Source organism: Pseudomonas sp. FP453, from assembly GCF_030687495.1.
GTDB lineage: Bacteria > Pseudomonadota > Gammaproteobacteria > Pseudomonadales > Pseudomonadaceae > Aquipseudomonas.
Window position 1 is genome coordinate 2,452,517 of the sequence record NZ_CP117435.1, and the last position, 23,764, is coordinate 2,476,280.

Annotated in this window: 22 protein-coding genes and 3 pseudogenes; 19 read left to right on the top strand and 6 right to left on the bottom strand. The window is 63.2% G+C overall.

What is annotated here, in order from left to right:
• Positions 1-369: 369 nt before the first annotated feature.
• The 13 genes and pseudogenes from PSH87_RS28835 to PSH87_RS11280 all read left to right on the top strand — a co-directional run.
• Positions 370-466, top strand: a pseudogene (locus PSH87_RS28835) (transposase); the annotation flags it as partial.
• Between the two features lie 265 nt (positions 467-731).
• On the top strand, positions 732-2,315 hold the full coding sequence (locus PSH87_RS11225) for a ShlB/FhaC/HecB family hemolysin secretion/activation protein (protein WP_305433643.1): 1,584 nt from the start codon (positions 732-734) through the stop codon (positions 2,313-2,315).
• A gap of 24 nt (positions 2,316-2,339) precedes the next feature.
• On the top strand, positions 2,340-4,139 hold the full coding sequence (locus PSH87_RS11230) for a DUF2341 domain-containing protein (RefSeq protein ID WP_017738394.1): 1,800 nt from the start codon (positions 2,340-2,342) through the stop codon (positions 4,137-4,139).
• Positions 4,140-4,150: 11 nt separating this feature from the next.
• Positions 4,151-4,576, top strand: a complete 426-nt coding sequence (locus PSH87_RS11235; RefSeq protein ID WP_017738393.1) for a biopolymer transporter ExbD — start codon at positions 4,151-4,153, stop codon at positions 4,574-4,576.
• 3 nt (positions 4,577-4,579) lie between these two features.
• A complete protein-coding gene (locus PSH87_RS11240) occupies positions 4,580-5,284 on the top strand; it encodes an energy transducer TonB (protein ID WP_017738392.1) in 705 nt (234 codons plus the stop codon).
• Positions 5,285-5,325: 41 nt separating this feature from the next.
• Positions 5,326-7,026, top strand: coding sequence for a putative porin (locus PSH87_RS11245; RefSeq protein ID WP_305433645.1), 1,701 nt, complete (start codon positions 5,326-5,328; stop codon positions 7,024-7,026).
• Positions 7,027-7,045: 19 nt separating this feature from the next.
• Positions 7,046-7,672 (top strand): DNA repair protein, encoded by a 627-nt coding sequence (locus PSH87_RS11250; protein WP_305433647.1) that lies wholly within the window; start codon positions 7,046-7,048, stop codon positions 7,670-7,672.
• A 20-nt stretch (positions 7,673-7,692) separates the two neighbouring features.
• Entirely contained in the window at positions 7,693-8,160 is a 468-nt protein-coding gene (locus tag PSH87_RS11255) for a YbjN domain-containing protein (RefSeq protein ID WP_017738389.1), read from the top strand.
• Positions 8,157-9,098 carry a peptidylprolyl isomerase gene (locus PSH87_RS11260; protein WP_305433649.1) on the top strand — a complete coding sequence of 314 codons (942 nt, stop codon included), beginning with the start codon at positions 8,157-8,159 and terminating at the stop codon, positions 9,096-9,098. Before PSH87_RS11255 ends, PSH87_RS11260 begins: the two co-directional genes overlap by 4 nt.
• 51 nt (positions 9,099-9,149) lie before the next feature.
• Positions 9,150-10,127, top strand: coding sequence for a LysR family transcriptional regulator (locus PSH87_RS11265; RefSeq protein ID WP_017738387.1), 978 nt, complete (start codon positions 9,150-9,152; stop codon positions 10,125-10,127).
• Positions 10,128-10,351: 224 nt separating this feature from the next.
• On the top strand, positions 10,352-10,906 hold the full coding sequence (locus PSH87_RS11270) for a histidine phosphatase family protein (protein WP_305433651.1): 555 nt from the start codon (positions 10,352-10,354) through the stop codon (positions 10,904-10,906).
• Positions 10,907-10,951: 45 nt separating this feature from the next.
• Positions 10,952-11,707 carry a precorrin-6A synthase (deacetylating) gene (cobF, locus tag PSH87_RS11275; RefSeq protein WP_305433652.1) on the top strand — a complete coding sequence of 252 codons (756 nt, stop codon included), beginning with the start codon at positions 10,952-10,954 and terminating at the stop codon, positions 11,705-11,707.
• An 11-nt stretch (positions 11,708-11,718) separates the two neighbouring features.
• Positions 11,719-12,438 carry an alpha/beta hydrolase gene (locus tag PSH87_RS11280; RefSeq protein ID WP_305433653.1) on the top strand — a complete coding sequence of 240 codons (720 nt, stop codon included), beginning with the start codon at positions 11,719-11,721 and terminating at the stop codon, positions 12,436-12,438.
• A gap of 141 nt (positions 12,439-12,579) precedes the next feature.
• Here the strand turns inward: PSH87_RS11280 and PSH87_RS11285 are convergent, their stop codons facing one another.
• The 3 genes from PSH87_RS11285 to PSH87_RS11295 form a co-directional block, all read right to left on the bottom strand.
• On the bottom strand, positions 12,580-13,134 hold the full coding sequence (locus tag PSH87_RS11285; protein WP_305433655.1) for a hypothetical protein: 555 nt from the start codon (positions 13,132-13,134) through the stop codon (positions 12,580-12,582).
• Between the two features lie 72 nt (positions 13,135-13,206).
• Positions 13,207-15,015, bottom strand: a complete 1,809-nt coding sequence (locus tag PSH87_RS11290; RefSeq protein ID WP_305433656.1) for a monovalent cation:proton antiporter-2 (CPA2) family protein — start codon at positions 15,013-15,015, stop codon at positions 13,207-13,209.
• A 118-nt stretch (positions 15,016-15,133) separates the two neighbouring features.
• Positions 15,134-16,015 carry an EamA family transporter gene (locus PSH87_RS11295; protein ID WP_305433658.1) on the bottom strand — a complete coding sequence of 294 codons (882 nt, stop codon included), beginning with the start codon at positions 16,013-16,015 and terminating at the stop codon, positions 15,134-15,136.
• Between the two features lie 103 nt (positions 16,016-16,118).
• Between PSH87_RS11295 and PSH87_RS11300 the strand changes: the two genes are divergently transcribed.
• From PSH87_RS11300 to PSH87_RS11310, 3 genes and pseudogenes are all read left to right on the top strand, one after another.
• Positions 16,119-16,898, top strand: coding sequence for a helix-turn-helix domain-containing protein (locus PSH87_RS11300; RefSeq protein WP_305433660.1), 780 nt, complete (start codon positions 16,119-16,121; stop codon positions 16,896-16,898).
• A gap of 82 nt (positions 16,899-16,980) precedes the next feature.
• On the top strand, positions 16,981-18,534 hold the full coding sequence (locus tag PSH87_RS11305) for a DUF726 domain-containing protein (protein WP_305433662.1): 1,554 nt from the start codon (positions 16,981-16,983) through the stop codon (positions 18,532-18,534).
• Positions 18,535-18,571: 37 nt separating this feature from the next.
• Positions 18,572-19,893, top strand: a pseudogene (locus tag PSH87_RS11310) (Nramp family divalent metal transporter).
• 17 nt (positions 19,894-19,910) lie between these two features.
• On the opposite strand, the gene PSH87_RS11315 reads toward PSH87_RS11310, so the two are convergent.
• The 3 genes from PSH87_RS11315 to PSH87_RS11325 form a co-directional block, all read right to left on the bottom strand.
• A complete protein-coding gene (locus tag PSH87_RS11315; protein ID WP_017738377.1) occupies positions 19,911-20,288 on the bottom strand; it encodes a type II toxin-antitoxin system VapC family toxin in 378 nt (125 codons plus the stop codon).
• On the bottom strand, positions 20,285-20,644 hold the full coding sequence (locus PSH87_RS11320) for a type II toxin-antitoxin system Phd/YefM family antitoxin (RefSeq protein WP_017738376.1): 360 nt from the start codon (positions 20,642-20,644) through the stop codon (positions 20,285-20,287). The genes PSH87_RS11315 and PSH87_RS11320 overlap by 4 nt, the downstream gene beginning before the upstream one ends.
• 117 nt (positions 20,645-20,761) lie before the next feature.
• Positions 20,762-21,694: a LysR family transcriptional regulator gene (locus PSH87_RS11325; RefSeq protein WP_305433663.1), complete on the bottom strand. Its 933-nt coding sequence runs from the start codon at positions 21,692-21,694 to the stop codon at positions 20,762-20,764.
• A 116-nt stretch (positions 21,695-21,810) separates the two neighbouring features.
• On the opposite strand from PSH87_RS11325, the gene PSH87_RS11330 reads away from it, so the two are divergent.
• From PSH87_RS11330 to PSH87_RS11340, 3 genes and pseudogenes are all read left to right on the top strand, one after another.
• Positions 21,811-22,299 (top strand): DMT family transporter, encoded by a 489-nt coding sequence (locus PSH87_RS11330; protein ID WP_026136997.1) that lies wholly within the window; start codon positions 21,811-21,813, stop codon positions 22,297-22,299.
• 4 nt (positions 22,300-22,303) lie between these two features.
• Positions 22,304-22,759 (top strand): DMT family transporter, encoded by a 456-nt coding sequence (locus tag PSH87_RS11335; protein WP_017738373.1) that lies wholly within the window; start codon positions 22,304-22,306, stop codon positions 22,757-22,759.
• A 210-nt stretch (positions 22,760-22,969) separates the two neighbouring features.
• Positions 22,970-23,736, top strand: a pseudogene (locus PSH87_RS11340) (helix-turn-helix transcriptional regulator).
• The last annotated feature ends 28 nt before the right edge of the window (positions 23,737-23,764 follow it).

Here is a 23,764-nt window from a genome sequence, read left to right on the forward strand (position 1 = left end):
TATGTAACGCGCTGGATACGATCAAAAGTCGTCGCCAAAGCCGTCAGCAGGACGCCAGGAGTGGGGCAAATGGGAACTATGGAACGTTACTCGAAAGTCGGTATGCAGGAGCTCGATCAGCGCCTGTCGAAGATCGTCGAAGCCGCGCGCAAGAAGCCGGTTTCGGTGTACCGCTACGGCGCGCCGTGGGTGTGGATCGTCTCCCAGGACGATTGGCAGGGCGCGTTGAAAGAAGTCTCCAGCTTTATCCCGGCGGGGCATTCGCTGGTGTTGCTGCGCCCGCAGATCGACGAGGTGCTCGACAGCCATCGCGACTGGCTCCAGCCCGAGCCGGGCATGCTGATTGCGCCGCACACCGTGGTGCACATCCTCCTGCTGCAACTGCTGTATTCGGTGCCCAGCGAGCAACAACTGCACGAGCAACTCAATTACAACCTGCTGTTCCGCTGGTTTGTCGGCCTCGACCTGAACCAGAAAGTGTGGGGCATCCATGTCCTGCAACGGGACATCGCCAGTGTGCTGGGCAACCCGCGTGCGGTGCAGTTGATCCAGACCATCATCGGTGAAGTGTTTTGTGGCGCCTTGCTGCACATGCCGGAGTTCTCGCTGAACTTCGCCTTGCTGCACACCTGGCTGGCCCGGCACAGCCACCTGTCGACAACCAGCAATTGAGCAGGCCAAACGCCGAGCAAACGGCGACGGCGCAGAATCTTGGAAAGTTAGGGGGCGGTGTGGAGCATCTGTTCAAGTCAACGCTGGCGCTGTGCTGCCTGACGCTGGGGGCTTTGGCCCTGCCCGCGCAGGCCGAGGAGGAGGGCGCGGCACGCCGGGTCGACGTCAATGAGTACTTCGTGCGCGGCAATACCGTGCTCGATGCGGCGGCGATCGAGGAGGCGGTGTACCCGTTTCTCGGCCCGCAAAAGACCTTGGGCGATATCGAAGGCGCCCGTGATGCGCTGCAAAAGATCTACCAGGCGCGCGGCTACCAGTCGGTGTTTGTCGAGCTGCCGGAGCAGAAGGTCGATGACGGTATCGTCTACCTGCAAGTCAGCGAAACCAAGATCGGCCGCGTGCGCGTGGTCGGCGCCAAGCATTATTCGCCGGTGGAGATCCGCGACGAAGTGCCGGCCCTCAAGGAAGGCGAGGTGCCGGACTTTGCCACCGTGCAAACCCAGCTCGCCGGCCTCAACCGCGGCGTCGGGCGCCAGGTCACGCCGCTGGTGCACGAAGGCCAGCGCCCCGGCACCATGGACGTGGACTTGCAGGTGGAAGACCAGAACCCCTGGCACGCCAGCCTCGGCCTGAACAACGACTACAGCGCCGACACCGAAAAGCTGCGCTCGGTGGCCACCCTGGGCTACGACAACCTCTGGCAACTGGGCCACAGCATATCCCTCACCTATTTCACCGCGCCCCAGGACAGCAGCAACGCCAAGGTCTGGTCGGGTTCCTACAGCGCGCCGCTGGATGAGCGCTGGACCTTGCAGTTCAGCGGTTACCAGTCCGACAGCAACATCGCCACCATCGGCGGCAGCAACGTGCTCGGCAAGGGCCATTCCTACGGCGTGTCGGCGATCTACAACCTGCCGGCGACCAATGTCTGGGCCAACTCCTTCTCGTTCGGCATCGACTTCAAAGACTTCGACGAAGAGATGCAATTCGGTGCCAGCCGCGACCAGGTGCCGCTCAAGTACGCGCCGTTCACCCTCGGCTACAACGGCTATCGCTACACCGAGCAATCCCAGCTGGGCCTGGGCTTGAACCTGGTGGTGGGCACCCGCGCGTTCTTTGGCTACGGCAGCGATGCCGAAGAGTTCGACTACAAGCGCTACAAGGCCAACGCCAGTTTTGCGGTGCTCAAGGGCGACCTGAATTACACCTACACCTTCGCCAACAACTGGCAGTCGGCGTCCAAGGCGGCGTTCCAGCTGGCCTCGGGGCCGTTGGTGTCCAACGAGCAGTATTCCGCCGGCGGTGCCACTTCGGTGCGCGGCTACCTGGCGGCAGAGCGCACCGGGGATGAGGGTTACTTGCTGTCCCAGGAGCTGCGCACGCCGTCGGTGGCCAAGTACCTCGGCAGTTATGTGCAGGAGTGGCGCTTTTATGCGTTCGCCGAAGGCGCACGCCTGCGCCTGCACGACCCGCTGCCCGAGCAAGAAGACGAATACAGCCTGGCCAGTGTCGGCCTGGGCACCCGCGCCAGCTTGAGCAAATGGTTGTCCGGCAGCCTGGATTGGGGCTACCCGCTGCTCAATGGACCGAACACCCAGAAACAGGACTCGCGACTGCACTTCAGTGTGCAGGCGACTTTCTGACTTTTTCTTTCGGAGACTTCACCCATGCAACGCCTAATCCTGAGCCTGTTGATCTGCCTGGGCTTCACGCTCCCGGCCACCGCCCATGCCTGGTGGCAAGACGACTGGCACTACCGCAAGCAGATCACCGTGGACACCACCGCCCAAGGCGCCGCGATCAACCAGGCCCTGGGCCGCACCGCGCTGCTGGTGCGCCTGCACACCGGCAACTTCACCTTTGACGGGGTCAAGGACGACGGCGCCGACCTGCGCTTTGTCAGTGCCGATGACAAGACCGTGTTCAACCACCAGATCGAAAGCTTCGACCCGCTGATGGGCATGGCGCTGATCTGGGTCGATGTGCCCAAGGTCGAAGGCGGCCAGCGCCAGGACCTGTGGATGTACTACGGCAACCAAAAAGCCCCGGCCACCAGCAACGGCCAGTTGGCGTTCGACCCGAACTACACCGCGCTGTACCACTTTGACGGGGCCAACGGCACCCCGGCCCGCGACACCACGGCCTACGCCAATACCTCGCTCAACGCCACCGGCGCGAGCATCGACGGCGTGATCGGCCGCGCCTTGCAGTTCGGCGGCCAGCCGCTGCTGTTGCCGGCCAGCCCATCGCTGCAACATGCCGCAGGCGGCGCGTTCACCTTCAGCGCCTGGTTGCGCCTGGATCAGGCCAGCGGCGAACAGATCGTCCTCGCCCGCCGCGACGGTCCCCACAGCCTGCTGCTGGGGTTGAACCAGGGCACGCCGTTTGTGGAAGTCGATGGCCAACGCGTGGTCTCCACTCAACCGCTGAACCCTGGGCAATGGCAGCACCTGGCGTTCACCGCCGAGGGTGAAAAAATTGCGCTGTATGTAAATGGTCGCGAGACGGCCAGCCTGGCGGTCGCACTGCCAGCGTTCAATTCCCAACTGGCGATTGGCGGCGATCTGCCGGACGCCGGCACCACGCATCTGCCGTTCGCCGGCGCCATCGATGAGCTGCGCCTGTCCAAGGTTGCGCGCCCGGCCACATTGTTGTTGGCCGACGCCAGCGCCCAAGGTGCCGAGTCGAAACTGGTGGCCTACGGCGTCGATGAAGAGCAGTCGGGCTTTGGTTTCGGCAGCCTGGGCTTCTTGCTCAACGCCGTGCCGGTGGACGCCTGGGTGATCATCCTGGTGCTGGTGGCGATGATGTTCCAGTCGTGGGTGATCATGCTGCGCAAGAACCGCCAGGTCAGCCGCGTCAGCGGCGCCAACGAGATTTTCCGCGAACACTTCGCGCAGATCGGCACGCGCCTGGAGATGTATGCCGATGACGCCCCGCTGGGCCAGCGCTTGCAGCATTCGTCGCTGTGGCGCCTGTACCTGGTGGCGGTCAAGGAGATCCGCACCCGCCGCGCCCAGGGCGCCGACACCTCGTCCGTCTCGGCGGCGACCATCGAAGCCATCCGCTGCTCCATGGACGGCGTGCGCACCCGCGAAAACCAGGCCCTCAGTTCCAAGCTCTCGACCCTGTCCAACGCCATCGCCGGCGGCCCGTACATCGGCCTGCTCGGTACGGTGCTGGGGATCATGGTGGTGTTCCTCGGCACGGCCATGGCCGGTGACGTGAACATCAACGCCATCGCCCCAGGTATGGCCGCCGCGTTGCTGGCCACGGCCATGGGCCTGTTCGTCGCGATCCCCGCGCTGTTTGGCTACAACCGCCTGATCACGCGCAACAAGGAAGTCAGCGCGGACATGCGTGTGTTCGTCGATGAGTTCATCACCCGCCTGGCCGAGATGCACGGCGAGAGCCAGTCCAGTGAAGCCGCGCACCGCCGCGAGCATCACGCCGCCGTCCCGGCCTGAGGAGAATCAGCATGGCTTCCGTAAACGCCTCCCACGACGATGACGATGATGCCGCCGTCGATAGCATCAACATCACGCCCCTGGTGGACGTGCTGATGGTGGTGCTGGTGATGTTTATCCTCACCGCCACCGCCCAGGTCTCGGGCATTCAGATCCACTTGCCCAAGGCCAGCGCCTCGGTGTCGCTGTCGGAGGCCAAGACCAAGGCGATTTCCGTCAACGACGGCGGCCAGGTCTTCCTTGACGCGTACCCGGTGACCCTTGGCGAGCTGGAAGAACGCCTGCGCATTGAGAAAGCGCAGAACCCGGACTTCCCGGTGATCGTGCGCGGCGACGCGTTGGTGCAGTACCAGAAGGTGATCGAGGTACTCGACTTGCTGCGACGGCTGGAGCTGTCCCAGGTCGGGCTGGTCACCGGCAAACCGAGCCAGGGCTGAGCCATGACCGCACAGATCCCGATGCCGCCCTTGCCGGTCAAGAACAAGCCGCCGCTGCGCCCGTTGAAGTGGGGCGCAGGCCTCTTGCTGGGCGCGGTGGCGGCCTGGTTCTTGTGGCAGTGGGCCAATGACATGAGTGGCGTGCGCCGTGAAGCGCCAAAGATCCCGACGATTATTCCGTTGCCGCCACCGCCACCGCCGCCACCGGAAAAGCCCAAGGAACCTGAGCCCCAGGTCGAAGAAAAAATCCCCGAGCCGGTGCCCACGCCCGAGCCGGAAGAGGTCAAGCCCGCGGACGAAGCACCGCCTTCGCCGGCGGACGATTTGGCCAACCCGATGCAGATCGACGGCGATGCCCAGTCGGGCAATGACGGTTTCAACATCGGCGCCGGCAAAGGCGGCGGCATGGCCGGTTCCGGTGGCGGCGGTCTGGGCACCGGCACGTACAAGCAGTACCTGGCAGGGGTGTTTCAGCGCCTGCTGCGCGAGGACCCGGAGTTGCGCAAGAAGGCGTACGCGGTGCAGGCCGATTTGTGGCTGAACGCCGATGGCCAGGTCACCCGTGCCGAGTTGGCCAAGTCCAGCGGTGATGCCGAGACCGATGCCCAGGTGTTGGCCGCCTTGCGCGCGCCCCATGCCACGCAACGGGTGCCCGCCGCCGTAACGATGCCGGTACGCCTGTCCCTCAAGGGCCGGCGCCCGGAATGATCGAACCCTTTTCTACGGTTTTTTACAGGAGTTGCGTACACATGATTTCCCCCGTGAATCGACTGACCCTGGCGGTCGGCATGGTCATCGCGACCCTGGTTGGCCAGGCGACGGCTGCCCCGGTTGCGCCATCGGAAAACGTCACCATCAACCTGATCCGCCTGTTGGTGCAGCAGGGCGTATTGACCCAGGACACCGCCAACGGGCTGATCGCCCAGGCGGAAAAAGAAGCCCTGCAAGCGCGCCAGGCGAATGCCGCCCCGGTGGTCGCCGCAGGGCCTGCAGCTGCGCCAGGGGATGTGCGCGTGCAGTACGTGCCGCAAGCGGTGCGCGATCAGATCCGCGACCAGGTGAAAGCCGAAGTCATGGCCACCGCCAAGCAGGAAAACTGGGCCCAGCCCAATACCTTCCCGGACTGGGTGTCCCGCGTGACCTTTGACGGCGATATCCGCCTGCGTGACGAGTCGCGCTACTTCTCGGGCAAGAACGACGACACCATCACCGACTACGCCAAGCTCAACAACAACGGGCCGTATGACGTCAACCCGAACTCCAGCACGCAGCTGCCGCCGTTGCTCAACACCCGTGAAGACCGCGAAAACCTGTTCCGCATCCGTGCCCGCCTGGGCATGAAAGCGGTGATCTCGCCGGAATGGACCGCCGGCATCCGCCTCGGCACCGGCTCCGACAACAACCCGGTGTCCACCACCCAGACCCTGGGCGGTGGTTTCGGCAAGAAGGACATCTGGCTCGACCAGGGTTACCTGAGCTGGAAAGCTTCGGACATGGTGACTTTGACCGGCGGGCGGATTGCCAACCCGTTCTATTCCACCGACATGATGTATTCCAACGACCTCAACTTCGACGGCGTGGCGGCGATCTTCAACCACCGCCTTGCCAGCGACTGGAACCTGTTCGGCACCCTTGGCGCGTTCCCGGTGGAATACACCTCGGACACCGCCAGCAGCAACGGCTTCGACAAGGAAGAAAGCGACACCAAATGGCTGTTTGGCGGGCAGATCGGCGCCGATTGGAAGATCAATCGCAGCAACAACCTCAAGCTCGCGGGCGCCTACTACCAGTTCCAGAACATCGAAGGCGAACGCTCCAGCCTGTGCAAGCCGTGGGAAGGCAAGCCGGGTTGCGACACCGACGGCTCGCGCGTGGCCTTTATGCAAAAGGGCAACAGCGTGTTCAACCTGCGTGACATCGCGCCCAACCCGGCCACCCCTGGCAAGACGCCGGAGCCGCAGTTCGTGGGCCTTGCGTCCAAGTTCAACCTCCTCGACCTCAACGCGGTGTGGGACAGCGAGCTGCCAAGCGACTTCAAGCTGCGCAGCCAAGCCAACTTCATCCACAACCTGGGCTACGACAAGGGCGAGATGCTCAAGCGCAGCGAAGGCCACATCGTCAACAACCTCAACAGCAACGGCGAGTTTGAAAGTGGCGGCAATGCGTTGATGGTCTCGTTCACCCTCGGCAGTGCCCTGGAGATGCGCAAGCGCGGCGACTGGAACGTGTTGGCTGGCTACAAATACATCCAGCCCGACGCCTTGCCCGATGGCTTCAACGACTCGTCGTTCCACCTCGGCGGCACCAACGCCAAGGGCTACTTCATTGGTGCCAACTACGGCATCGAAAAGAACATCTACGCCAGCGCGCGTTGGTTGAGCGCTTCGGAAGTCTACGGCCAGCCGTTTGAAGTGGATGTGATGCAACTGGAACTCAACACGCGCTTCTGACGCGCACAGGAGATGCCACATGAACACGCGAATCTGCGGGCTGCTGTTGTTGTTCGTCGCCACCGGCGCCAGCGCCGAAGGCATGGAAGAGCGCCTGCGTACCCAACTGCGCAGCACCACCCAGCAGTTGCAGGCGTTGCAAAGCGAACAGGCCCAGGCCAGTGCCGCGCGCATCGCCGCTGAAACCCAGGCCAAGCAGGCCCAGGCGCAGATCAAGCAATTGACTGCCGAGCTGGAAAAGACCCGTGGCGTCGCCGAGCAAATGGCCGGCCAGCAACAAAACCTGCACAGCCAGGCACAAGCCCAGGTGGCGGCGAGCAACGAGCAGATCGGCAAGTTCAAGAAGGCCTACGAGGAACTGCTGGTGCTGGCCAAGGGCAAGGAAGCCGAACGCGCCAGCCTGCAAGCCAAGCTGAGCGAACGTGACACACAAGTGCAGCAATGTGCAGTCAAGAATCAACAGATGTACGGCGTGGCCCAGCAACTGCTGGCGGCCTACGAAAAAATCGATGTGGCCGAGGTGATGAGCATCCGCCAGCCCTTCGCCAGCGGTGCGCGGGTCAAGTTCGAGGAACTGGCCCAGGGCTTTGGCGACGATTTGTACAAGAGCCGTTTTGATGCGCCCCAGGCAACTGCCAATCACTGATCGACAAGGAAGACTTCACCATGAGCGAATTGATCACCAGCGTCACCGTCCAGAGCCTCACCGAACTGCTGCAGGAAGCCGGCTACCGGGTCAACCCGAGCGAGCAGAACGGCATCGTGCAATTGCTCAGCGCCAGCCAGGGCATCGGCTTTGCCGTGCGTTTCGGCAACCCGGCGGGCGAGCAGGGCGGCTATGTGGATTTCACCTACAGCTGCGCGCTGCGCATCCAGGGCGAACTGCCGGAAGGCCTGGCCCAGGTGTGGAACGCATCGCGCCGGTTTGCGCGGTTGTCGGTGCAGGGTGAATTCCTGCTGATGGAAATGGACGTGGTAGTAGCGGGCGTCAGCGTCACCTACCTGCGCAGCCAGCTGGAACTGTGGGACCGCCTGTTGCAGGAGTTCATTGTCTACCTGCGTGAATACAGCCAGCAGGCCGCGCAGTTGCAGGCTGCCGCGCAATCGGTGGGCGAAGAGGCGCCGGTATTGTGAAAAAGCCAACCTTGATGGTCGGCGCGGGTGCGCTGGCCTTGCTGGTGGTGGCCGTGGGCTTGAGCCTGCGGCCGGGCAGCGACCCAGTGGCGGCGCAGCAACCGGCGCCGGTGCTCGCCGCGCCGGCGGGCGGCCCGGCGGTGGCGCGCCTGGGCAACCAGCAGATCGACCTGACGGAAATGCACAGCGTGCTGGCGAGCCTGCCGGCGGAGACCCGCGAGCAGTTGCGCGGCAACCGTGGCGCGCTGGAAACCTGGCTGCGCTCACGCCTGGCGCAAAAGGCCGTGCTGGAACAGGCCGACGCCCAGGGCTGGCGCCAGCGCCCGGAGGTGGAGCAGCAGACCCGCGCCGCCACCGAGCAGATCGTGTTTCGCGACTACATGCTGTCGGTCAGCCAAGTGCCGGCGGGCTATCCCAGCGCGGCTGAGTTGCAACAGGCCTACGACGCCGGCAAGGCGCAGTGGGTGACGCCGCCGATGGTTCGGGTGAGCCAGATTTTCCTTGCCGTGAACGACCCGCAAGCTGCCGAAGCGGTGCGCCGCCAGGCCCAGGAATTGAGCCGCAAGGCCCAGGCCACGCCGGGGGATTTTGCCGCCCTGGCCACGCAATACTCCCAAGACCCGAACACCGCCCAGCGTGGCGGCGATTCGGGGATGCAACCGTTGCAGCAGTTGGTGCCGCAGGTTCGCGAGGCGGTGGCGCGGCTCAAGGTCGGTGGTGTGTCCGACGTGGTGCAGAGTGCGGCGGGCTTCCATGTGCTCAAGCTCACCGCCCAGCAACCGGCGCGCACGGCGACGTTGGAGGAACTGCGTGAACGCCTGACCGAGGCGTTGCGCAGTCAACGTCAGGAGCAGATCGCCAAGGCCTACCTGGAAGGCATGCTCAACACCGCCACCTTGAGTATCGACGGCGCCGCGCTGAACAAGGTGCTGGAGTAAGTCGCGACAACCCGCATTGGATGCACAGACCAACAAGACAGGGAGTCTCCCATGGCATATCTAGAACCGTCCGGCCCCCAGGCGCCCGCCGCTTATCGCACGGCGAGCGAGCCGCGCAGCAGTTGGCCGGCCCTGGCCTGCGAGATCGAGCCGGAGGTGGCGCGCTACTTCCTGGTGAGTGCGCGCTGTGGCTGTTTCATGCAGGCAGCGCGCAGCCTGAATATCAAATCGACGCTGCTGCGCAAGCGCCTGGCGCAGCTGGAAGAACAGGTGCGCCATGCGCTGTTCACCTACCAGGGCAACGGCCTGGTGCTCAGCCGCGACGGCCTGCAATTGCAGGCGCAACTGATTGCGCTGGCCCATGAGCGGCGCCTGCCGGTGGTGGAACAGCCGCTGATCCGCCTGGCGGTGGCCGAGCCGATCCTGCACGACATCCTCGGCCGCGACCTGATCGCCTTGCTGCGCCGCAATGCCAGCGTGCGCCTGGAGATCATCTCCATCGACAGTCAGCTGTCCCTGCAAGCGGTGGACGTGGACGTGGTGCTGTGGCTCTCCGACACCGACGGCCCCGCGCCCGGCCCGAGCTTTCCGATCCAACCGCCACGCCCGCTGGCGCGCCTGCATTACCTGCCGCATATCGCCAAGCGCTACTCACGGCTGACCACGCGCCCCGACAGCGTGGATGACCTCGACGACTACATGCTCGTGCAATGGCAACCCGACGTGCAGGTCGGCGCCCTGCAACCGTGGAACCACGTGGTCGACCAACGCCGCGCCGCCGTGGTGCAAGTGCAGGCCTACTCGCTGATGCTGGAAATGATCCGCTGCGGCGCCTGCATCGGCTTGCTGCCGCACTACATGAGCAGCTTCGACCGCGGCCTGGTGGCGCTGCCGGGGTTGCTGGCCGACAGCATGCAGCGCCAGGTGTGGCTGGCGGTGAATGCCCAAGTGCAGGACGCGCAGGCGGTGCAGGTGATTGTCGAGTTGATCGTTGGCACGTTTGAGGGGCGCAAGGAGTGGTTTGACTGAGGTGATGGTGGCGGCTGGCCCAGCGCCATCGCAGGCAAGCCAGCTCCCACAGTTTGATCGGTGCAAACCTGATCTGGCCTGCAAACCCAATCCCCTGTGGGAGCGGGCTTGCCCGCGAAGGCGGCCTGTCAGCCAACACAGAAGCAACCCACCCGACACAATGCGTTGCACGCCGTGAATAACTGCGCCAGTCTTACAGGCCTTCATTTGTTGGCGTGAATCGCATGCAGTCCACCCGTTTGACCCTTATCTGCCATGCCGTCACGCCCCTGCAAAAACGCGGGTTTTTCCCCGATGACGAATCGGTGGCAATGGATTGGCAACGCGCGGCGCTGTCCCTGGCCGATCGCTACAAGAAACCCCGTCGCCTGCTGTGTGGGCCGCAGGCTCGCACCCGGCAGACGGCGGGCTTGTTCGGCCACGACGCGGTGGTTGAGGACGCATTGCGCGATGCTGATTTCGGACGGTGGAAAGGCCAGGACGTCGGCCGCTTGGCGGGCGACGGCTTGGAAGAGTGGCTGACCGACAGCGCCAGCGCCCCCCACGGTGGCGAATCGGTGGATCAGGTCTGCGCGCGGGTGGCGCAGTGGATGCAGTCCCTGGAAACCCAGCCCGGCCATGTCGTCGCCATCACCCACCCCTTCGTGATCCGCGCCGCCATGCTGTACGTCATGCAGTTTCCGCTGTCGATGTTCTACCTGATCGACGTCGAGCCGCTGTCCGCCACCGAGCTACGCTTCAATGGCGTTTGGCGCCTGCGCCTGGAAACTCACGCCTGAGCCCCTGAACATGGCAAAATCCACGCCCCGCAATGAGAGCAACCCATGAAACGCATCCTGATCATCGGCATTGGCGCCGGCAACCCTGACTACATCACGATGCAGGCCGTGAAGGCGCTCAATCGCACCGACGTGTTTTTCCTGATGGACAAGGGCCAGAGCAAAGACAAGTTGATCGACCTGCGCCGCGAGATCTGCGAGACCTACATCACCGAGCCCGGCTACCGCTTCGTCGAGGCCGACTGCCCCGAGCGCGTGCGCGGTGAAATTGACTACACCACGGCCGTGCAGGACCTCAACCGCGACAAGCAGCACACCTTTGAACGCATGATCAACGAGGAAATGGCCGACGGTGAAGTGGGCGCATTCCTGGCCTGGGGTGACCCGGCGCTGTACGACAGCACCATCCGTATCCTGCAGGCGATCCTGGCCAGTGGGCGCAGTGCGTTTGAATTCGAGGTGATTCCCGGCATCACCAGCGTGCAGGCCCTGGCCGCCCAGCACAAAGTGCCGCTGAACCGCATTGGCCGCTCCATCGAGATCACCACCGGGCGCCGTTTGGCGGCAGGGCAGGCAAGTGATGCGGATACGCTGGTGGTGATGCTCGATGCGGAAGATTCCTACCGTACCGTGGCCGACCAGGACCTGGATATTTACTGGGGGGCCTACCTGGGCACGCCGGACGAAATCCTGATCAGCGGCAAAGTCGCCGAAGTGGCCGACGACATCGAGCGCGTGCGCAAGGCCGCGCGGCTGGCCAACGGCTGGATCATGGACACCTATCTGCTGCGCAAACCCTGAGGTAACGTCCCATGCTCAAGCTGTTTGCCCTGACGCTGGCGCTTTTGGCCGGTGCCGCCCAAGCCGACGACACCTTGCACCGCGACTTGCCGCTGGCGTACCTGGAACAGACTCAGGGCGATGCGCGCAACGAGCCGCTGGTGATTTTCCTGCACGGGTTTGGCAGCAACGAGGAAGATTTGTTTGGGCTCAAGGACGCCTTGCCGTCGACCTGGACCTACCTGTCTGCGCGGGCGCCAATGCCGGTGGACGCGAGTGGCTATCGCTGGTTTGCGAAGACACCCGGCGACGGCGACTACGACGGCGAGACCGCCGACTTGCAGCGCAGCGCCCAACTGATCGAAGACTTTGTGCAGCAGGCCACCGCCAAGTACCACACCCAACCGGACCGGGTGTTTCTGGTGGGGTTCAGCCAGGGCGCGATCATGTCCTACGAAGTGGGGTTGCGTAAGCCCGCGCTGCTGCGTGGGATTGCGGCGTTGAGTGGCAGTGTGTTGCCGGTGTTGAAGGCTGAGCTGAAAGCGGATGCGGCACTGGACAAGCTGGCGATCTTTATCGGCCATGGCACGTTGGACCAGGCGCTGTCGTATGCCTCCGCGACCCGGGCGAATGAGGTGTTGCAGGCGGTGGGGTTGCAGCCGGAGTTTCACGGGTATGTGGGGATGCCGCATACCATCAGTGAGGCTGAAGTGCAGGACTTGAAGGCCTGGCTGGAAAAGAGCCTGAGGTAAACACGGGAAGTGTGGAGGCTGGCTTGTGTGGGAGCTGGCTTGCCTGCGATAGCATCACCGAGGTGTCACTGAAAGACCGAGGTGCCTGCATCGCAGGCAAGCCAGCTCCCACATTGGTTTTGTGTTGCTTGGCAAATTGGCTTATTTGCCGGCTGTAATCTGCTTAACCAGCTCTGCATGCCCCTTGGCATCATCCCCCCGGGAAATCGCCTGGATCACCAGCATGTGGTTGCCCGATCCACCAAGGAAGGTGCTGTTCAGCGTCTTGCCCCCGCCCTGCGTCGCAGTGCTGTCCACCTGGCGCAAACCCAACCCCTTGAAGGTCAGCTTCTTCTCATTCTGTTTCTTGAAATCCGGCAGGGCGGCGCTCTGGTCCTTGACGAAACCGGCCACGGCGCCGTCGAGGAATGGCGCGTCGTTATCCCCGATGTTTACCCCGTCGGTACGCACGGTTTCGGCGACGATCACCACGCTTTTGGTGGTCTGGTTGGCGTACAAGGTGCCCTGGGTGGCTGTGCTGCTGTCTTCGGCCTTGCTGACCGGCAGGGTGTCAGCGACGTAGGCCTTGGGCAGGCTGAAGGTGAATTTGCCGCCCAGGGTGGAGATGCTCTGTGTGGCCGGTGGGGTGGCGGCGAACGCGCTGCCGGCGGCAAGCACGAGGGCCAGCAGGGCGGCGGTCTGGGTGAAAGTGGCCATGAAGCGCTCCAGGGATGAACGAAATTGCGGCGTATTCTGTCAGAAATTTCGCAATGTCGTTCACCCCGGGTCTTACACCTTGTCGGACTCTTCTTCGAGGCGGTCCATCTCAAACAGCCGCGCCAGTTCCGCCCGAGCTTCCTGGGCGGTCTGCATCACCTTGGCCGCATCGTCATACACCGCGTGTTGCGCGGCCAGCACTTGCAGGTCGTGGTTCTTGAAGCGGGTGATGCGCGCATCGGCCTGGGCCTGGGTCAAACCGAGGCCGACCAGGGTGCGGCGGCTCATTTCCAGGCTGGAGTAGAAGGTTTCGCGCACCGGCGACGCATCCAGGTCCACCAGCCGGTGAACGTGCTGGCGGTTACGGGCGCGGGCGATGATCTTCATGTGCGGGTAAAGGTTGCGCACCAGTTCGGCGGTCTTGATGTTGATCTCCGGGTCGTCCATGGCGATCACGAAGAATTCCGCCTGATCGACCTTGGCCGCGTGCAGGATCTCGGGCCGCTGCGGGTCGCCGTAGAACACCGGCATGCCGCCGAAGCTGCGGGTCAGTTCGATGGTTTCCACCGAGGTGTCGAGGGCGATGAACGAGATGTTTTGCGCCCGCAGGATCCGCGCGACGATCTGGCCCATACGGCCCATGCCGGCGATGATCACGCGGGGCGCATCGCTTTCGATGGTGCGGTATTCCTCGGGCACTTCCACCGGCTTGACCTTGGGCTTGAACAGCTTCGGGCAGATCAACAGCAGCAGCGGGGTGACGGCCATGGACAGGGTGATGGTCAGCACCAGCACATCATAGAGGTGGGGTTCGAACAGGCCCTGGTCGCGGCCGATCTTGAACACCACAAAGGCGAACTCACCGCCCGCCGCCAGCACTACGCCCAGGCGCAGGGCGCTTTCGCGGTTGAGGTCACCTACCATGCGGCCGACGGCGTAGAGCAGCGGCAACTTCAGGCCGATCAACAACAGGGTCAGGCCGATCACCAGCAGCGGCGAGCTGAGCAGCAGGCTGAGGTTGGCGCCCATGCCCACGCTGATAAAGAACAGACCCAGCAGCAAGCCCTTGAAGGGTTCGATCTGGGATTCGAGTTCGTGGCGGTATTCCGAGTCCGCCAGCAGCAGGCCGGCGAGGAAGGCACCCAGGGCCATGGACACGCCCACCAACTCCATCAACCACGCGGTGCCGATCACCACCAGCAGCGCCGTGGCGGTGGACACCTCGCGCAGACCGGTCTTGGCGACGATGCGAAACACCGGCCGCAACAGGTAGCGCCCGCCGATGATCACCACGGCGATGCTGCCGAGGATCTGCAACACATGTTGCAGGCCCTGGGCTTCGGTGGTGGGGTGATCACTGCCGGCCAGCAACGGCACCATGGCGATCAACGGGATCGCCGCGATGTCCTGGAACAGCAAGATGGCAAAGGCCAGGCGGCCGTGGGGCTGGTTCAGCTCCTTGCGCTCGGCCAGGCTTTGCAGGCCAAACGCGGTGGACGACAACGCCAGACCCAGGCCCAGCACAATCGCGCTGTTCCACGACTGGCCAAACAGCCACAACGCCACTACGCCCATCACCAAACCGGTGAGTAACACCTGGGCGAGCCCGACGCCGAACACCGCCTTGCGCATCACCCACAGGCGCTTGGGCGACAATTCCAGGCCGATGATAAACAGCAGCAACACCACGCCCAGCTCGGAAAATTGCGCCACGCTTTGCGGATTGCCCACCAAGCCCAGGACTGACGGGCCGATGATCACACCGGCGAACAGATAACCGAGCACCGCGCCCAGTTGCAGGCGCTTGGCCAGCGGCACGGTCAACACGGCGGCGAGCAGGAACACCACGGCTGCTTGTAACAGGTTGCCTTCATGGGGCATTGGGGACTCCAGGATCTTGAAACGAATCAACAGGAGCGTATTAGAGCGCTTTTTACGTGTCGAAAATTGTGTTTTTGCGGTGTGATTGCGTTGGGGAATGAAATCTGTGCTTTGCCTCTTACGCACTTTTGCGCTCGGGCAAGTTTACCGGCCGGCGATACAACCCCACCGCCAGCCCCAGCAGAATGATCGCTATCGAGATCAGTTCCAGCGTGGAGATGCGTTCACCAATGATCAACATCGAACTGGCGATGCCAAACACGGGGATGAGCAATGACAGGGGCGCCACCGTCGAGACGGGGTACGCCTTGAGCAGTGAATTCCAGCCCCAATAGGCAAAGTGCGTGGCCAGGTAGACCTGGAACAGGATCGAGCCGATAGCCATCACGTCGAGGCTGGCAGGCAGGCTGTCGAACGCGGCGCTGCCGTGTATCCACCAGGCCATCAGGAACAGCGGGATCGGTGGAAACAGGCTGGCCCACACCATGAACGCAAAGATTTCCTTCACGCCTGACTGCTTGATGATGACGTTGCCCACGCTCCACGCAAACGCGCTGAGGACGATCAGCATGACGCCCAGTACAGCGTGGCTGCCTTCCTGGGTGACGACGATTCCTGCGAGGCCGAGCAAGGTCAGGCCGGCGCCGACCAGTTGGGCGTCCCGCAGGTTTTCGTTGAACAGCACCACGCCCCAGCCGAGGGTGAAAAACACGCTGAGCTGGATGATCAGCGAGGCGATCCCGGGGCTCACACCGACCTGGATGCCGTAGTTGATCACGCCCCACATGCCCAGGCCGAAGATCACCCCATACGCGGCCACGTAGCCGAAGTGCACGGCCGGGCGGCGGATGAAAAACACCAGTGGCAAGGCGGCGAGGGCAAATCGGATGCCCGTGAGCACAAAGGGATCGATACCGCGCAGGCCAAGTTTGGTAATCGGAAAGTTCAAGCCCCAGACCAGGGTGACGAGTAGGGCAAGGGCCAAGTGTTTTTTCTGCATGGGCTTTTCCTTAAGCGGGCAGGCGTGTTCAAAGGCGTTGATGTTAAGCCGCAGGTGAATGGCCCGCTTGCTATGTCAGGTCATCCTTTGACAATATCGGGCCATGATCCCGATCTTTACTGACAACGACCCCGAAGCGCTGGTGACGCTGCACGAATACGCGTCCGGCACCGTGTTTGCGCGGCATGTCCATGCCCGTGGGCAGTTCGCCTACGCGTCCACCGGCGCCCTGAAGATGTTCACCGACCTCGGCAACTGGGTGGTGCCGCCGCAGCGCGCGATCTGGGTGCCCGGCGGCGTGCCCCATGAAATGCAGATGCGCGGGGATGTGCTTATGCTCAACACCTACCTCGACGACGAAGCGGCCGAGCGTGCGGGTTTGCAGGGCCATTGCCAGGTGTTCGAAGTCTCGCCGCTGCTGCGGCATTTGCTCGAAGCGGCACTGACGATCGAGGCGCCGCCGCTTAGCGTCCGGCAGCGCTGCGTGCTGACGTTGCTGGTGGATGAAATCGGCGCCATGCCCGAGGTGCCCCTCAGCGCGCCGTTGCCCGCCGAGCCGCGCCTGGCCCGGGCCTGCCAGCGTTTCCTGGACGCGCCCACGCAGACCATCGCCCTCGACACCATGGCCGAGTGGTCGAGCATGAGCCGGCGCACCTTTACCCGACAGTTCCTGGAGCACACCGGCATGACCTTTGTGGCCTGGCGCCAGCAGGTGTGCCTGCTGGAAGCCACGGCGCGGCTCAGCCACGGTGCGTCCATCACCGATGTGGCGCTCGGGCTGGGCTTTAGCAGCTCCAGCGCGTTCACCTCGGTGTTCCGGCGCAACCTGGGGGATTCTCCGGCGCGTTACCTGGCCAAATCCAAGGCGGCGTCGTTGTTTTGAGGCTGCGCCGGTCAGGATTCACCTCTGTGCCGGCCACGCTTTGTTACTATCGCCGTCCATCGTCACCAGGAGTCACCGCCCCATGCAGCACCAGTGGGATGAAATGCACCGCACCCGCAAGCCCACTTTTGTGATGTGCGGCGAGCCCCAGGGCGATGTGCTCAATCTCTACGTTCACGGTTACTCGGCCTTCTTCAACCGCCAGCAACTGGGCAACTTCACGGCGCAACTGGCGAGCATCGAAGGCTCGACCAATGTGATGCTGTTCTGGCCGGCCGGGCATTTCCTGGAAAACCTCTTCGCCCCGTTCAAGGAGGTGATCGGCGCGATGCTTGGCGGTGGTGGCCTGGGCGCGGCGACCGTGGGGGTGGGCAAGGCGATTGCCTACTTTCTGGACCATTACAAAAGTGTCGAGGCGCGTGTCGATGAGGTCGCCCAGACCTTGCTGCCCGAGCTGGCCAACTACCTGCACGCCGAGGCGTTGCCGGTACGGCGTATCAATCTGGTCGGCCATTCCCTGGGCGCGCGCATCCTGGTCAAGAGCCTGTTGGCCAACCCGGAGACGGCCCGCGAACTGCCGTTGAACAACGTGCTGCTGATGGGCGGGGCGATCTGTACGTCGAGCCCGTGGGATGAGGTGTCGGCGCCGCTCCAGGGGCGGCTGATCAACTGTCATTCCAGCAAGGACTGGGCGCTGGCGATCAAGCCGGATAACGAGCGTTGCATCGGGCGTTACGCCATCCCGTTGACGCCTGCCCTCAAGGCCAAGGTGAGCAATGTGCACCTGGCGACCTTCGATCATGCGGCGTATTGGCCGCAGTTGAAGACCGTGGTGCAGTACACCGACCTGTTGCAGGAGCGGCGCGGCATGATCCGCGCTGACCAGCGCAGCAGCGAAGTGCGCTTTGCCGAAGAGGATGGGGAGCTGTTCCCGGCGCTGGTGCAGGCGCGGCCGGATGAGTTGAAGTTCCTCGCCGAACTGATGGCACAAAAGCGCAGTGCATCGATTGATGCCAGCGTGCGCGAGCCGTTGAAACTGGCCATCGAATTGCAGCGCATGGGCGGCGACAGCTTTATGAACCTCGCCCGGGGCCATGGCGTGAGTTACCGCCAGATCGCCGAAGATGTCGCACAGCGGCTGGGAATCAAGTTCGATCAGTCGCTGGATACGGTCGAGCTGGCAGATATCGAAGCGCAGGTCGCGGAACACCTTATCGAGCAGTACAAGGACAAACTCGATAGCGCCGACCGGCAGGCGTTCGACGCCGAACTGCAGGCGGCGGCGCAAAAGGAGCAGGGGGTGTTTGCGCGCTTCAGCGTAGGCCGCTCGGCCACCACCGCGTTGAGTGGCACGGCGTTGGCGGGACTCACCGGGTTTATCCTGCGGCGCGGGGCGGCCACGGCGATTCCGGTGGTGGGCCAGGCATTGGCGGCAGCGATGCTGTTGGTCAGCGGGGTGCGCGCGTTTTCCGGCCCGGCCTATTCGATCACCACCCTGGCGGTGTTGGTGGTGGGCGTGATCCGCCAGCGCATGGAACGCGAGGCGCTGAACCAGGAAATGGACCTGGTGGTGCAAGTGGTGGAAGCGTTCGACCTGCCCCGGGACACGGTGATGCGCACGGTTGCGTCCGACTGATAAGCTTCCCGCCCTATGCATTTGCCTGGAATACCGCGTGAAATTCAGCCTGCCGAAAATCGCCACCGCCCCGTTCTGCCCGCCGGAGGTGGCCGGCTCCGTTGCCGTTGACCCCAAGGCGTCGTTCTTCAAGCGGATGTTGATGTTCGCCGGTCCCGGCCTGTTGATTTCCATCGGCTACATGGACCCCGGCAACTGGGCCACGGCCATCGAGGCGGGCTCGCGCTACGGTTACAGCCTGCTGTTTGTGGTGCTGCTGGCCAGCCTGGCGGGGATGGCGGTGCAGTGCCTGTGCTCGCGGCTGGGCATCGCCACCGGCAAGGACCTCGCGCAACTGTGCCGCGAGCGCTACAGCCAGCGTTCCGCACGTACCCAGTGGCTGTTGGCGGAAATCTCCATCATCGCCACCGACCTGGCCGAAGTGCTTGGTTGCGCCTTGGCGTTTCACCTGCTGCTCGGCGTGTCGTTGACCACCGGCATTGTCATCACCGCGTTCGATACGCTGCTGATCCTGGCCCTGCAGAACCGTGGTTTCCGCCGCCTGGAAGCGATCATGCTGGCGCTGGTGGCAACGATCGGCGTGTGTTTCTTCATCGAACTGCTGCTGATCAAGCCCTACTGGCCGGATGTGCTCAGCGGCTTCACGCCGTCACTGTCGGCCATCAGCGATGCTGCGCCGCTGTACCTGGCCATCGGCATTCTGGGCGCCACGGTCATGCCGCATAACCTCTACCTGCACACCTCGATTGTGCAGACCCGCCTGATTGGCAAGGACCTCGCCAGCAAACAGGACGCGGTGAAGCTGGCGCGCATCGACACCATCGGCTCCCTGGCCCTGGCCCTGCTGGTCAACGCCGCCATCCTGGTGCTGGCCGCTGCGGCGTTCTACAAGACCGGCCATACCGACGTGGTGGAAATCCAGGACGCCTACCACTTGCTCGACCCGCTGGTGGGCGGCGCCTTTGCCAGCATCTCCTGTTTGGTGTGGCATTGCTGGCGTCCGGGCAAAGCTCGACGTTCACCGGCACCATCGCCGGGCAAGTGATCATGGAGGGCTACCTCAACCTGCGGATTCCGTGCTGGCAACGCCGCCTGATTACTCGCGGGTTGGCGCTGATCCCGGCGTTTCTCGGGGTGTGGTTGCTGGGGGACGGAGCCATTGGCAAGTTGTTGATTCTCAGCCAGGTGGTGCTCAGCCTGCAGTTGCCGTTTGCGTTGTATCCGTTGATCCGCATGACTGGCGATAAACAACTGATGGGGCCGTTTGTGAATCGGCTGCCGACCCGGGTGTTGGCGTGGTTGCTGTTTGCGGTGATCAGTGGGGCGAATGGGTGGTTGATTGGGCAGTGGGTGTTTTGAGTCGTAACGTTTGGGCGTCACACCAGAATCGCAAGGGATGTGTACTGGGCTACGTGCGGATCGGCCGTAATCAACCTCATCGGCTCGTTCATGGCGACTGCGACGATGAGCCGATCGAAGGGATCTTTGTGATGATGCTCAAGATCCTTTACGGCACTGGCGTGTTCAGTCGTGATGGGTAGCTCGACGAAGCCGCTGTCCAGGCAAAGTTCACGGAGCTTGTTCATGTCTACATTGAGTTTCCCCAAGCCGACCTTGATTGCCATTTCCCAGAATGTTGCAGCGCTGACGTAAATTTCTGCCGCATTCTCAATATGTTTTTGAGCTTTGCTGGAGAGTTTGGGGTCATCAGTCAGCGACCAAAGCAAAATGTGGGTATCCAACAAGACCCTCATAGAGGGTTGCCCTCGAAGGCGTCCAGTAGATCGTCCGGTAAAGGCGCATCAAAGTCGTCAGGAACAACAAACATGCCTTTCATCGCACCAATTCGCGGCCCCTTGGGCTTCGTTATGGGGACAAGTTGCGCCATCGCGCGGCCATGTTTGGAGATGGTGATGGTTTTGCCGGCGGCGGCTTCATCGACCAGTTTTGACAGATTGTTTTTAGCTTCACCCAAGGGCACGGTATTCATGCGGATTTCCCCCTGTTTGGGCCAAATATAGTCACTGCTCCGTGAGCTATCAAAGACGGCCTGACAACTGGCTGTAGCCGCTCGCTTGGTATGGGGTTTTTTGTCGTAGATGAAGTCCATGGCATCTCTCCGAAAATGATTTCGGCAAAGTCTGCTCCAGAGCGAGGTTCCGCAAAATAGTGGCCCGAACAATCAGAACGAACCTACTTGCGAAGTTCGGAAAAATCCTCAAAAGCCTCACCGATCCCAATACGGCACCACCCCAAAACACTCCACAAAATAATCAATCACCGTGCGCACCTTCAGCGACAACCGCCGGCTACCCGGCCACAGCGCGGCAATCTGCTGCGGCTCCAGCGTGGTCGCCACTTCGTACTCCGTGAGCACCGCTTGCAAGGTGCCGGCGCGCAAGCCTTCGCCAATCAGCCAGGACGGAAACACCACCAGCCCCAGGCCTTGTTCGGCGGCGTGGGTCAGGGTGTCGGCGTGGTTGCCGGTGATCGGGCCCTTGACGCTGTAGGGCGTCCAGTCGCCGCCGTCGCGGCGGAAGAACCAGCGTTGCTGGCCGGTGATGCCTTTGTAGGCCAGGCAGTGGTGGTTGACCAATTCGTCGGGATGCTTGGGCGTGCCGTGGCGGGCCAGGTAGGCGGGGCTGGCGGCGATGCGAAAGCGCTGCGGCGCGAAGATGCGCGCTTGCATGCCCGAGTCGTTGAGCACGCCGATGCGAAACAGCAGGTCGGTGCCGTCTTGCAGGGGATCGACGTAGGTGTCGGTCTGCTGGATGTCCAGTTGCAACTTGGGATAGCGCCGGCACAGCTCGCCCAGCCACGGTGACAGGTGGCGCTGGCCGAACACCATCGGCGCGTTGATGCGCACCAGGCCGCTGGGTTCGCGCTCCTGTTCCTGCAAGGCCTGGCCGGCGGTTTCCAGTTGTTCCAGCAGCAGGCGCGCGTGATGCCCGAGCAGGCGCCCGGCCTCGGTGGGGCTGACCGCACGGGTGTGGCGGTAGAGCAATTGCTGGCCGAGGGCCTGTTCCATCAGCTGGATCTGCCGGGAGATAGAGGAGGGCGCCAGGCTTTCGCGGCGGGCCACTTCGGAAAAGCTGCCATGGTCGAGCACGGCCACAAACAGGCGCAGCGCCTTGAAACTCAGTTCATTCAAACCCTGCATCGGGACTCCATGCTGTGCGTATTGCGCAAAGGTGTTGTCGGCATGCTGCCATTTATCGCACAGCACCACCACCGGATAATGCGCGCCATGTCTCTTTCTTGAAGCGCAGGTGATGTATGCAGGCAAGTTCCATGGAGGGCGCGGCGCTGGCCGTGCCGAAGAAAAACCTCTTGCGGCTGTTGTTGCTGCCGCTGGTGATCCTGGCGGGCATGGGCCTGTCGGTGGAGGCCGGGTTGCTGGGGCCTTTGGGTGTGCAGGTCGGCCATTTGTGGGCGACGTTGAGCATCTTCGGCGTCGGCTCGGCGATTCTGTATTTACTGCTGTTGTTCAGCGGCCCGCAAAAGGGCCCGGCATTGACCGACCTACCGCGCTGGCAGTTGATCGGCGGCTTCCTGGGGCCGATGTACGTGGTGGTGCTGACCCTGGCCACGCCGCATATCGGCATCGCCATGACCATGATCGCGATTCTGTCCGGGCAGGTGGGCAAGAGCGTGTTGATCGACCATTTCGGCTGGTTCGGCACTGCGCGCAAGCGGGTCAATGGTGAACGCTGGATTGCGTTGGCGTTGATTGTGGCGGCACTGATCTTGATTGCACGAGGGTAAGGCGATGAATCTGATTCTGTTGTTGGTGCTGGTGATTGCCGCCGGTGCGGTGTTGAGTGTGCAGGCCGCGATCAACGGGCGCCTGGGCCAGACGGTGGGTGTGTTGCGCAGCAGTCTGCTGACCTTTGCCGTGGGCGCGCTGACCACGGCGCTGTTGATTTTCTTCTTTGAACCCACCCAGGCCGTGAGCTTGCTGGAAGTGCCGAAATGGCAACTGACCGGCGCCTTGTTTGGCGTGGTGTACATGATGGTGATGGTCGGCGCGGTGCCGATTGTGGGCACGGCGGTGGCCACGGTGGCGGTGATCGTCGGGCAGTTGGGCATGGGGATGTTGATCGACAACTTTGGCTGGCTGGGCAACCCGGCGATCGAGTTGTCGGGGAGCCGGATTGTGGCGATGCTGTGCCTGGCGTTGGCGTTGGTGTTCATGTATCGCAGTAACACGCGTCAGGCCGACTGACGCAGTCAAAAAATGTGGGAGTGCCCCCTGTGGGAGCGGGCTTGCCCGCGATAGCGGTAGATCAGTCAAGAAATGTATCGACTGACACACCGCTATCGCGGGCAAGCCCGCTCCCACATTGGGATTTGTGTGCTGCTTCTAAAAATCAGCTCGGCTTGGCGCGCGTCACTGATTACCATGAACGCCCAGATCCCGACTGACGTACTCCCCATGGCCCTGGCCGCGCCCCCCGACCTCAGTGATCACGCCGTCCCCGTGCAACCCCTGGCACGCACCTACCCGCGTGGGTTGTACGTGGAGCCCCATCGCCACGACTGGGGCCAATTGCTCTACGCCATGAGCGGCGTGATGTGGGTCGAAACCCCACGCGAAGCCCTGGTGGTCCCGCCCCAGCGTGCCGTCTGGTTGCCGCCGGGGGTGGAACACGGGATTCGCGTGGTGTCGGATTTGCAGATGCGCAATATCTACCTGCGCCCGGCGCTGGCGGCGACGTTGGACAGCCAGGTGCAGGTGATCGAGGTCGGCGGCTTGCTGCGTGAACTGATCGTCACGTTGGTGGACGAGGGTGACAGCGGTGATGCGGGCTATTACGACGCGGTGGGTGCGCCTGGCGTTGCTGGAACTGCAACGGGCGCGCCGCTCGCCGATCCGCATCGCCATGCCGGTGGAGGCCGACCGTCGCTTGATCAACGCCTGCCAGGCCGTGATGGCCGCGCCCTCGTTGGAAGTCCCCTTCGAACAACACGCCGAGGCGGCCGGTGCCAGCGTGCGCACCTTGTCGCGGCTGTTCCAGCACCACCTGGGCATGGGTTTCGCCGAATGGCGGCGCCAGGTGCAACTGGCCACGGCGGTGGCGGAGTTGATCCAGGGCCAGCCGGTCAGCAGCATCGCGCGGTCATTGGGTTTATTCGCCAAGCAGTTTCAGCGACATGTTCCGTCGCGAGCTCGGGGTGGCGCCGTCGCACTACGTCGGTTGAGGGGTTGGCCGATAATCTGAAGCACTTG

Coding starts and splice junctions, on each gene's coding strand:
- PSH87_RS11325 (WP_305433663.1), bottom strand. CDS start 21,694: ATGCAGGGTTTGAATGAACTGAGTTTCAAGGCGCTGCGCCTGTTTGTG.
- PSH87_RS11235 (WP_017738393.1), top strand. CDS start 4,151: ATGGCTTCCGTAAACGCCTCCCACGACGATGACGATGATGCCGCCGTC.
- PSH87_RS11265 (WP_017738387.1), top strand. CDS start 9,150: ATGGCATATCTAGAACCGTCCGGCCCCCAGGCGCCCGCCGCTTATCGC.
- PSH87_RS11290 (WP_305433656.1), bottom strand. CDS start 15,015: ATGCCCCATGAAGGCAACCTGTTACAAGCAGCCGTGGTGTTCCTGCTC.
- PSH87_RS11255 (WP_017738389.1), top strand. CDS start 7,693: ATGAGCGAATTGATCACCAGCGTCACCGTCCAGAGCCTCACCGAACTG.
- PSH87_RS11250 (WP_305433647.1), top strand. CDS start 7,046: ATGAACACGCGAATCTGCGGGCTGCTGTTGTTGTTCGTCGCCACCGGC.
- PSH87_RS11305 (WP_305433662.1), top strand. CDS start 16,981: ATGCAGCACCAGTGGGATGAAATGCACCGCACCCGCAAGCCCACTTTT.
- PSH87_RS11300 (WP_305433660.1), top strand. CDS start 16,119: ATGATCCCGATCTTTACTGACAACGACCCCGAAGCGCTGGTGACGCTG.
- PSH87_RS11285 (WP_305433655.1), bottom strand. CDS start 13,134: ATGGCCACTTTCACCCAGACCGCCGCCCTGCTGGCCCTCGTGCTTGCC.
- cobF (WP_305433652.1), top strand. CDS start 10,952: ATGAAACGCATCCTGATCATCGGCATTGGCGCCGGCAACCCTGACTAC.
- PSH87_RS11245 (WP_305433645.1), top strand. CDS start 5,326: ATGATTTCCCCCGTGAATCGACTGACCCTGGCGGTCGGCATGGTCATC.
- PSH87_RS11280 (WP_305433653.1), top strand. CDS start 11,719: ATGCTCAAGCTGTTTGCCCTGACGCTGGCGCTTTTGGCCGGTGCCGCC.
- PSH87_RS11335 (WP_017738373.1), top strand. CDS start 22,304: ATGAATCTGATTCTGTTGTTGGTGCTGGTGATTGCCGCCGGTGCGGTG.
- PSH87_RS11320 (WP_017738376.1), bottom strand. CDS start 20,644: ATGGACTTCATCTACGACAAAAAACCCCATACCAAGCGAGCGGCTACA.
- PSH87_RS11315 (WP_017738377.1), bottom strand. CDS start 20,288: ATGAGGGTCTTGTTGGATACCCACATTTTGCTTTGGTCGCTGACTGAT.
- PSH87_RS11295 (WP_305433658.1), bottom strand. CDS start 16,015: ATGCAGAAAAAACACTTGGCCCTTGCCCTACTCGTCACCCTGGTCTGG.
- PSH87_RS11330 (WP_026136997.1), top strand. CDS start 21,811: ATGCAGGCAAGTTCCATGGAGGGCGCGGCGCTGGCCGTGCCGAAGAAA.
- PSH87_RS11240 (WP_017738392.1), top strand. CDS start 4,580: ATGACCGCACAGATCCCGATGCCGCCCTTGCCGGTCAAGAACAAGCCG.
- PSH87_RS11230 (WP_017738394.1), top strand. CDS start 2,340: ATGCAACGCCTAATCCTGAGCCTGTTGATCTGCCTGGGCTTCACGCTC.
- PSH87_RS11270 (WP_305433651.1), top strand. CDS start 10,352: ATGCAGTCCACCCGTTTGACCCTTATCTGCCATGCCGTCACGCCCCTG.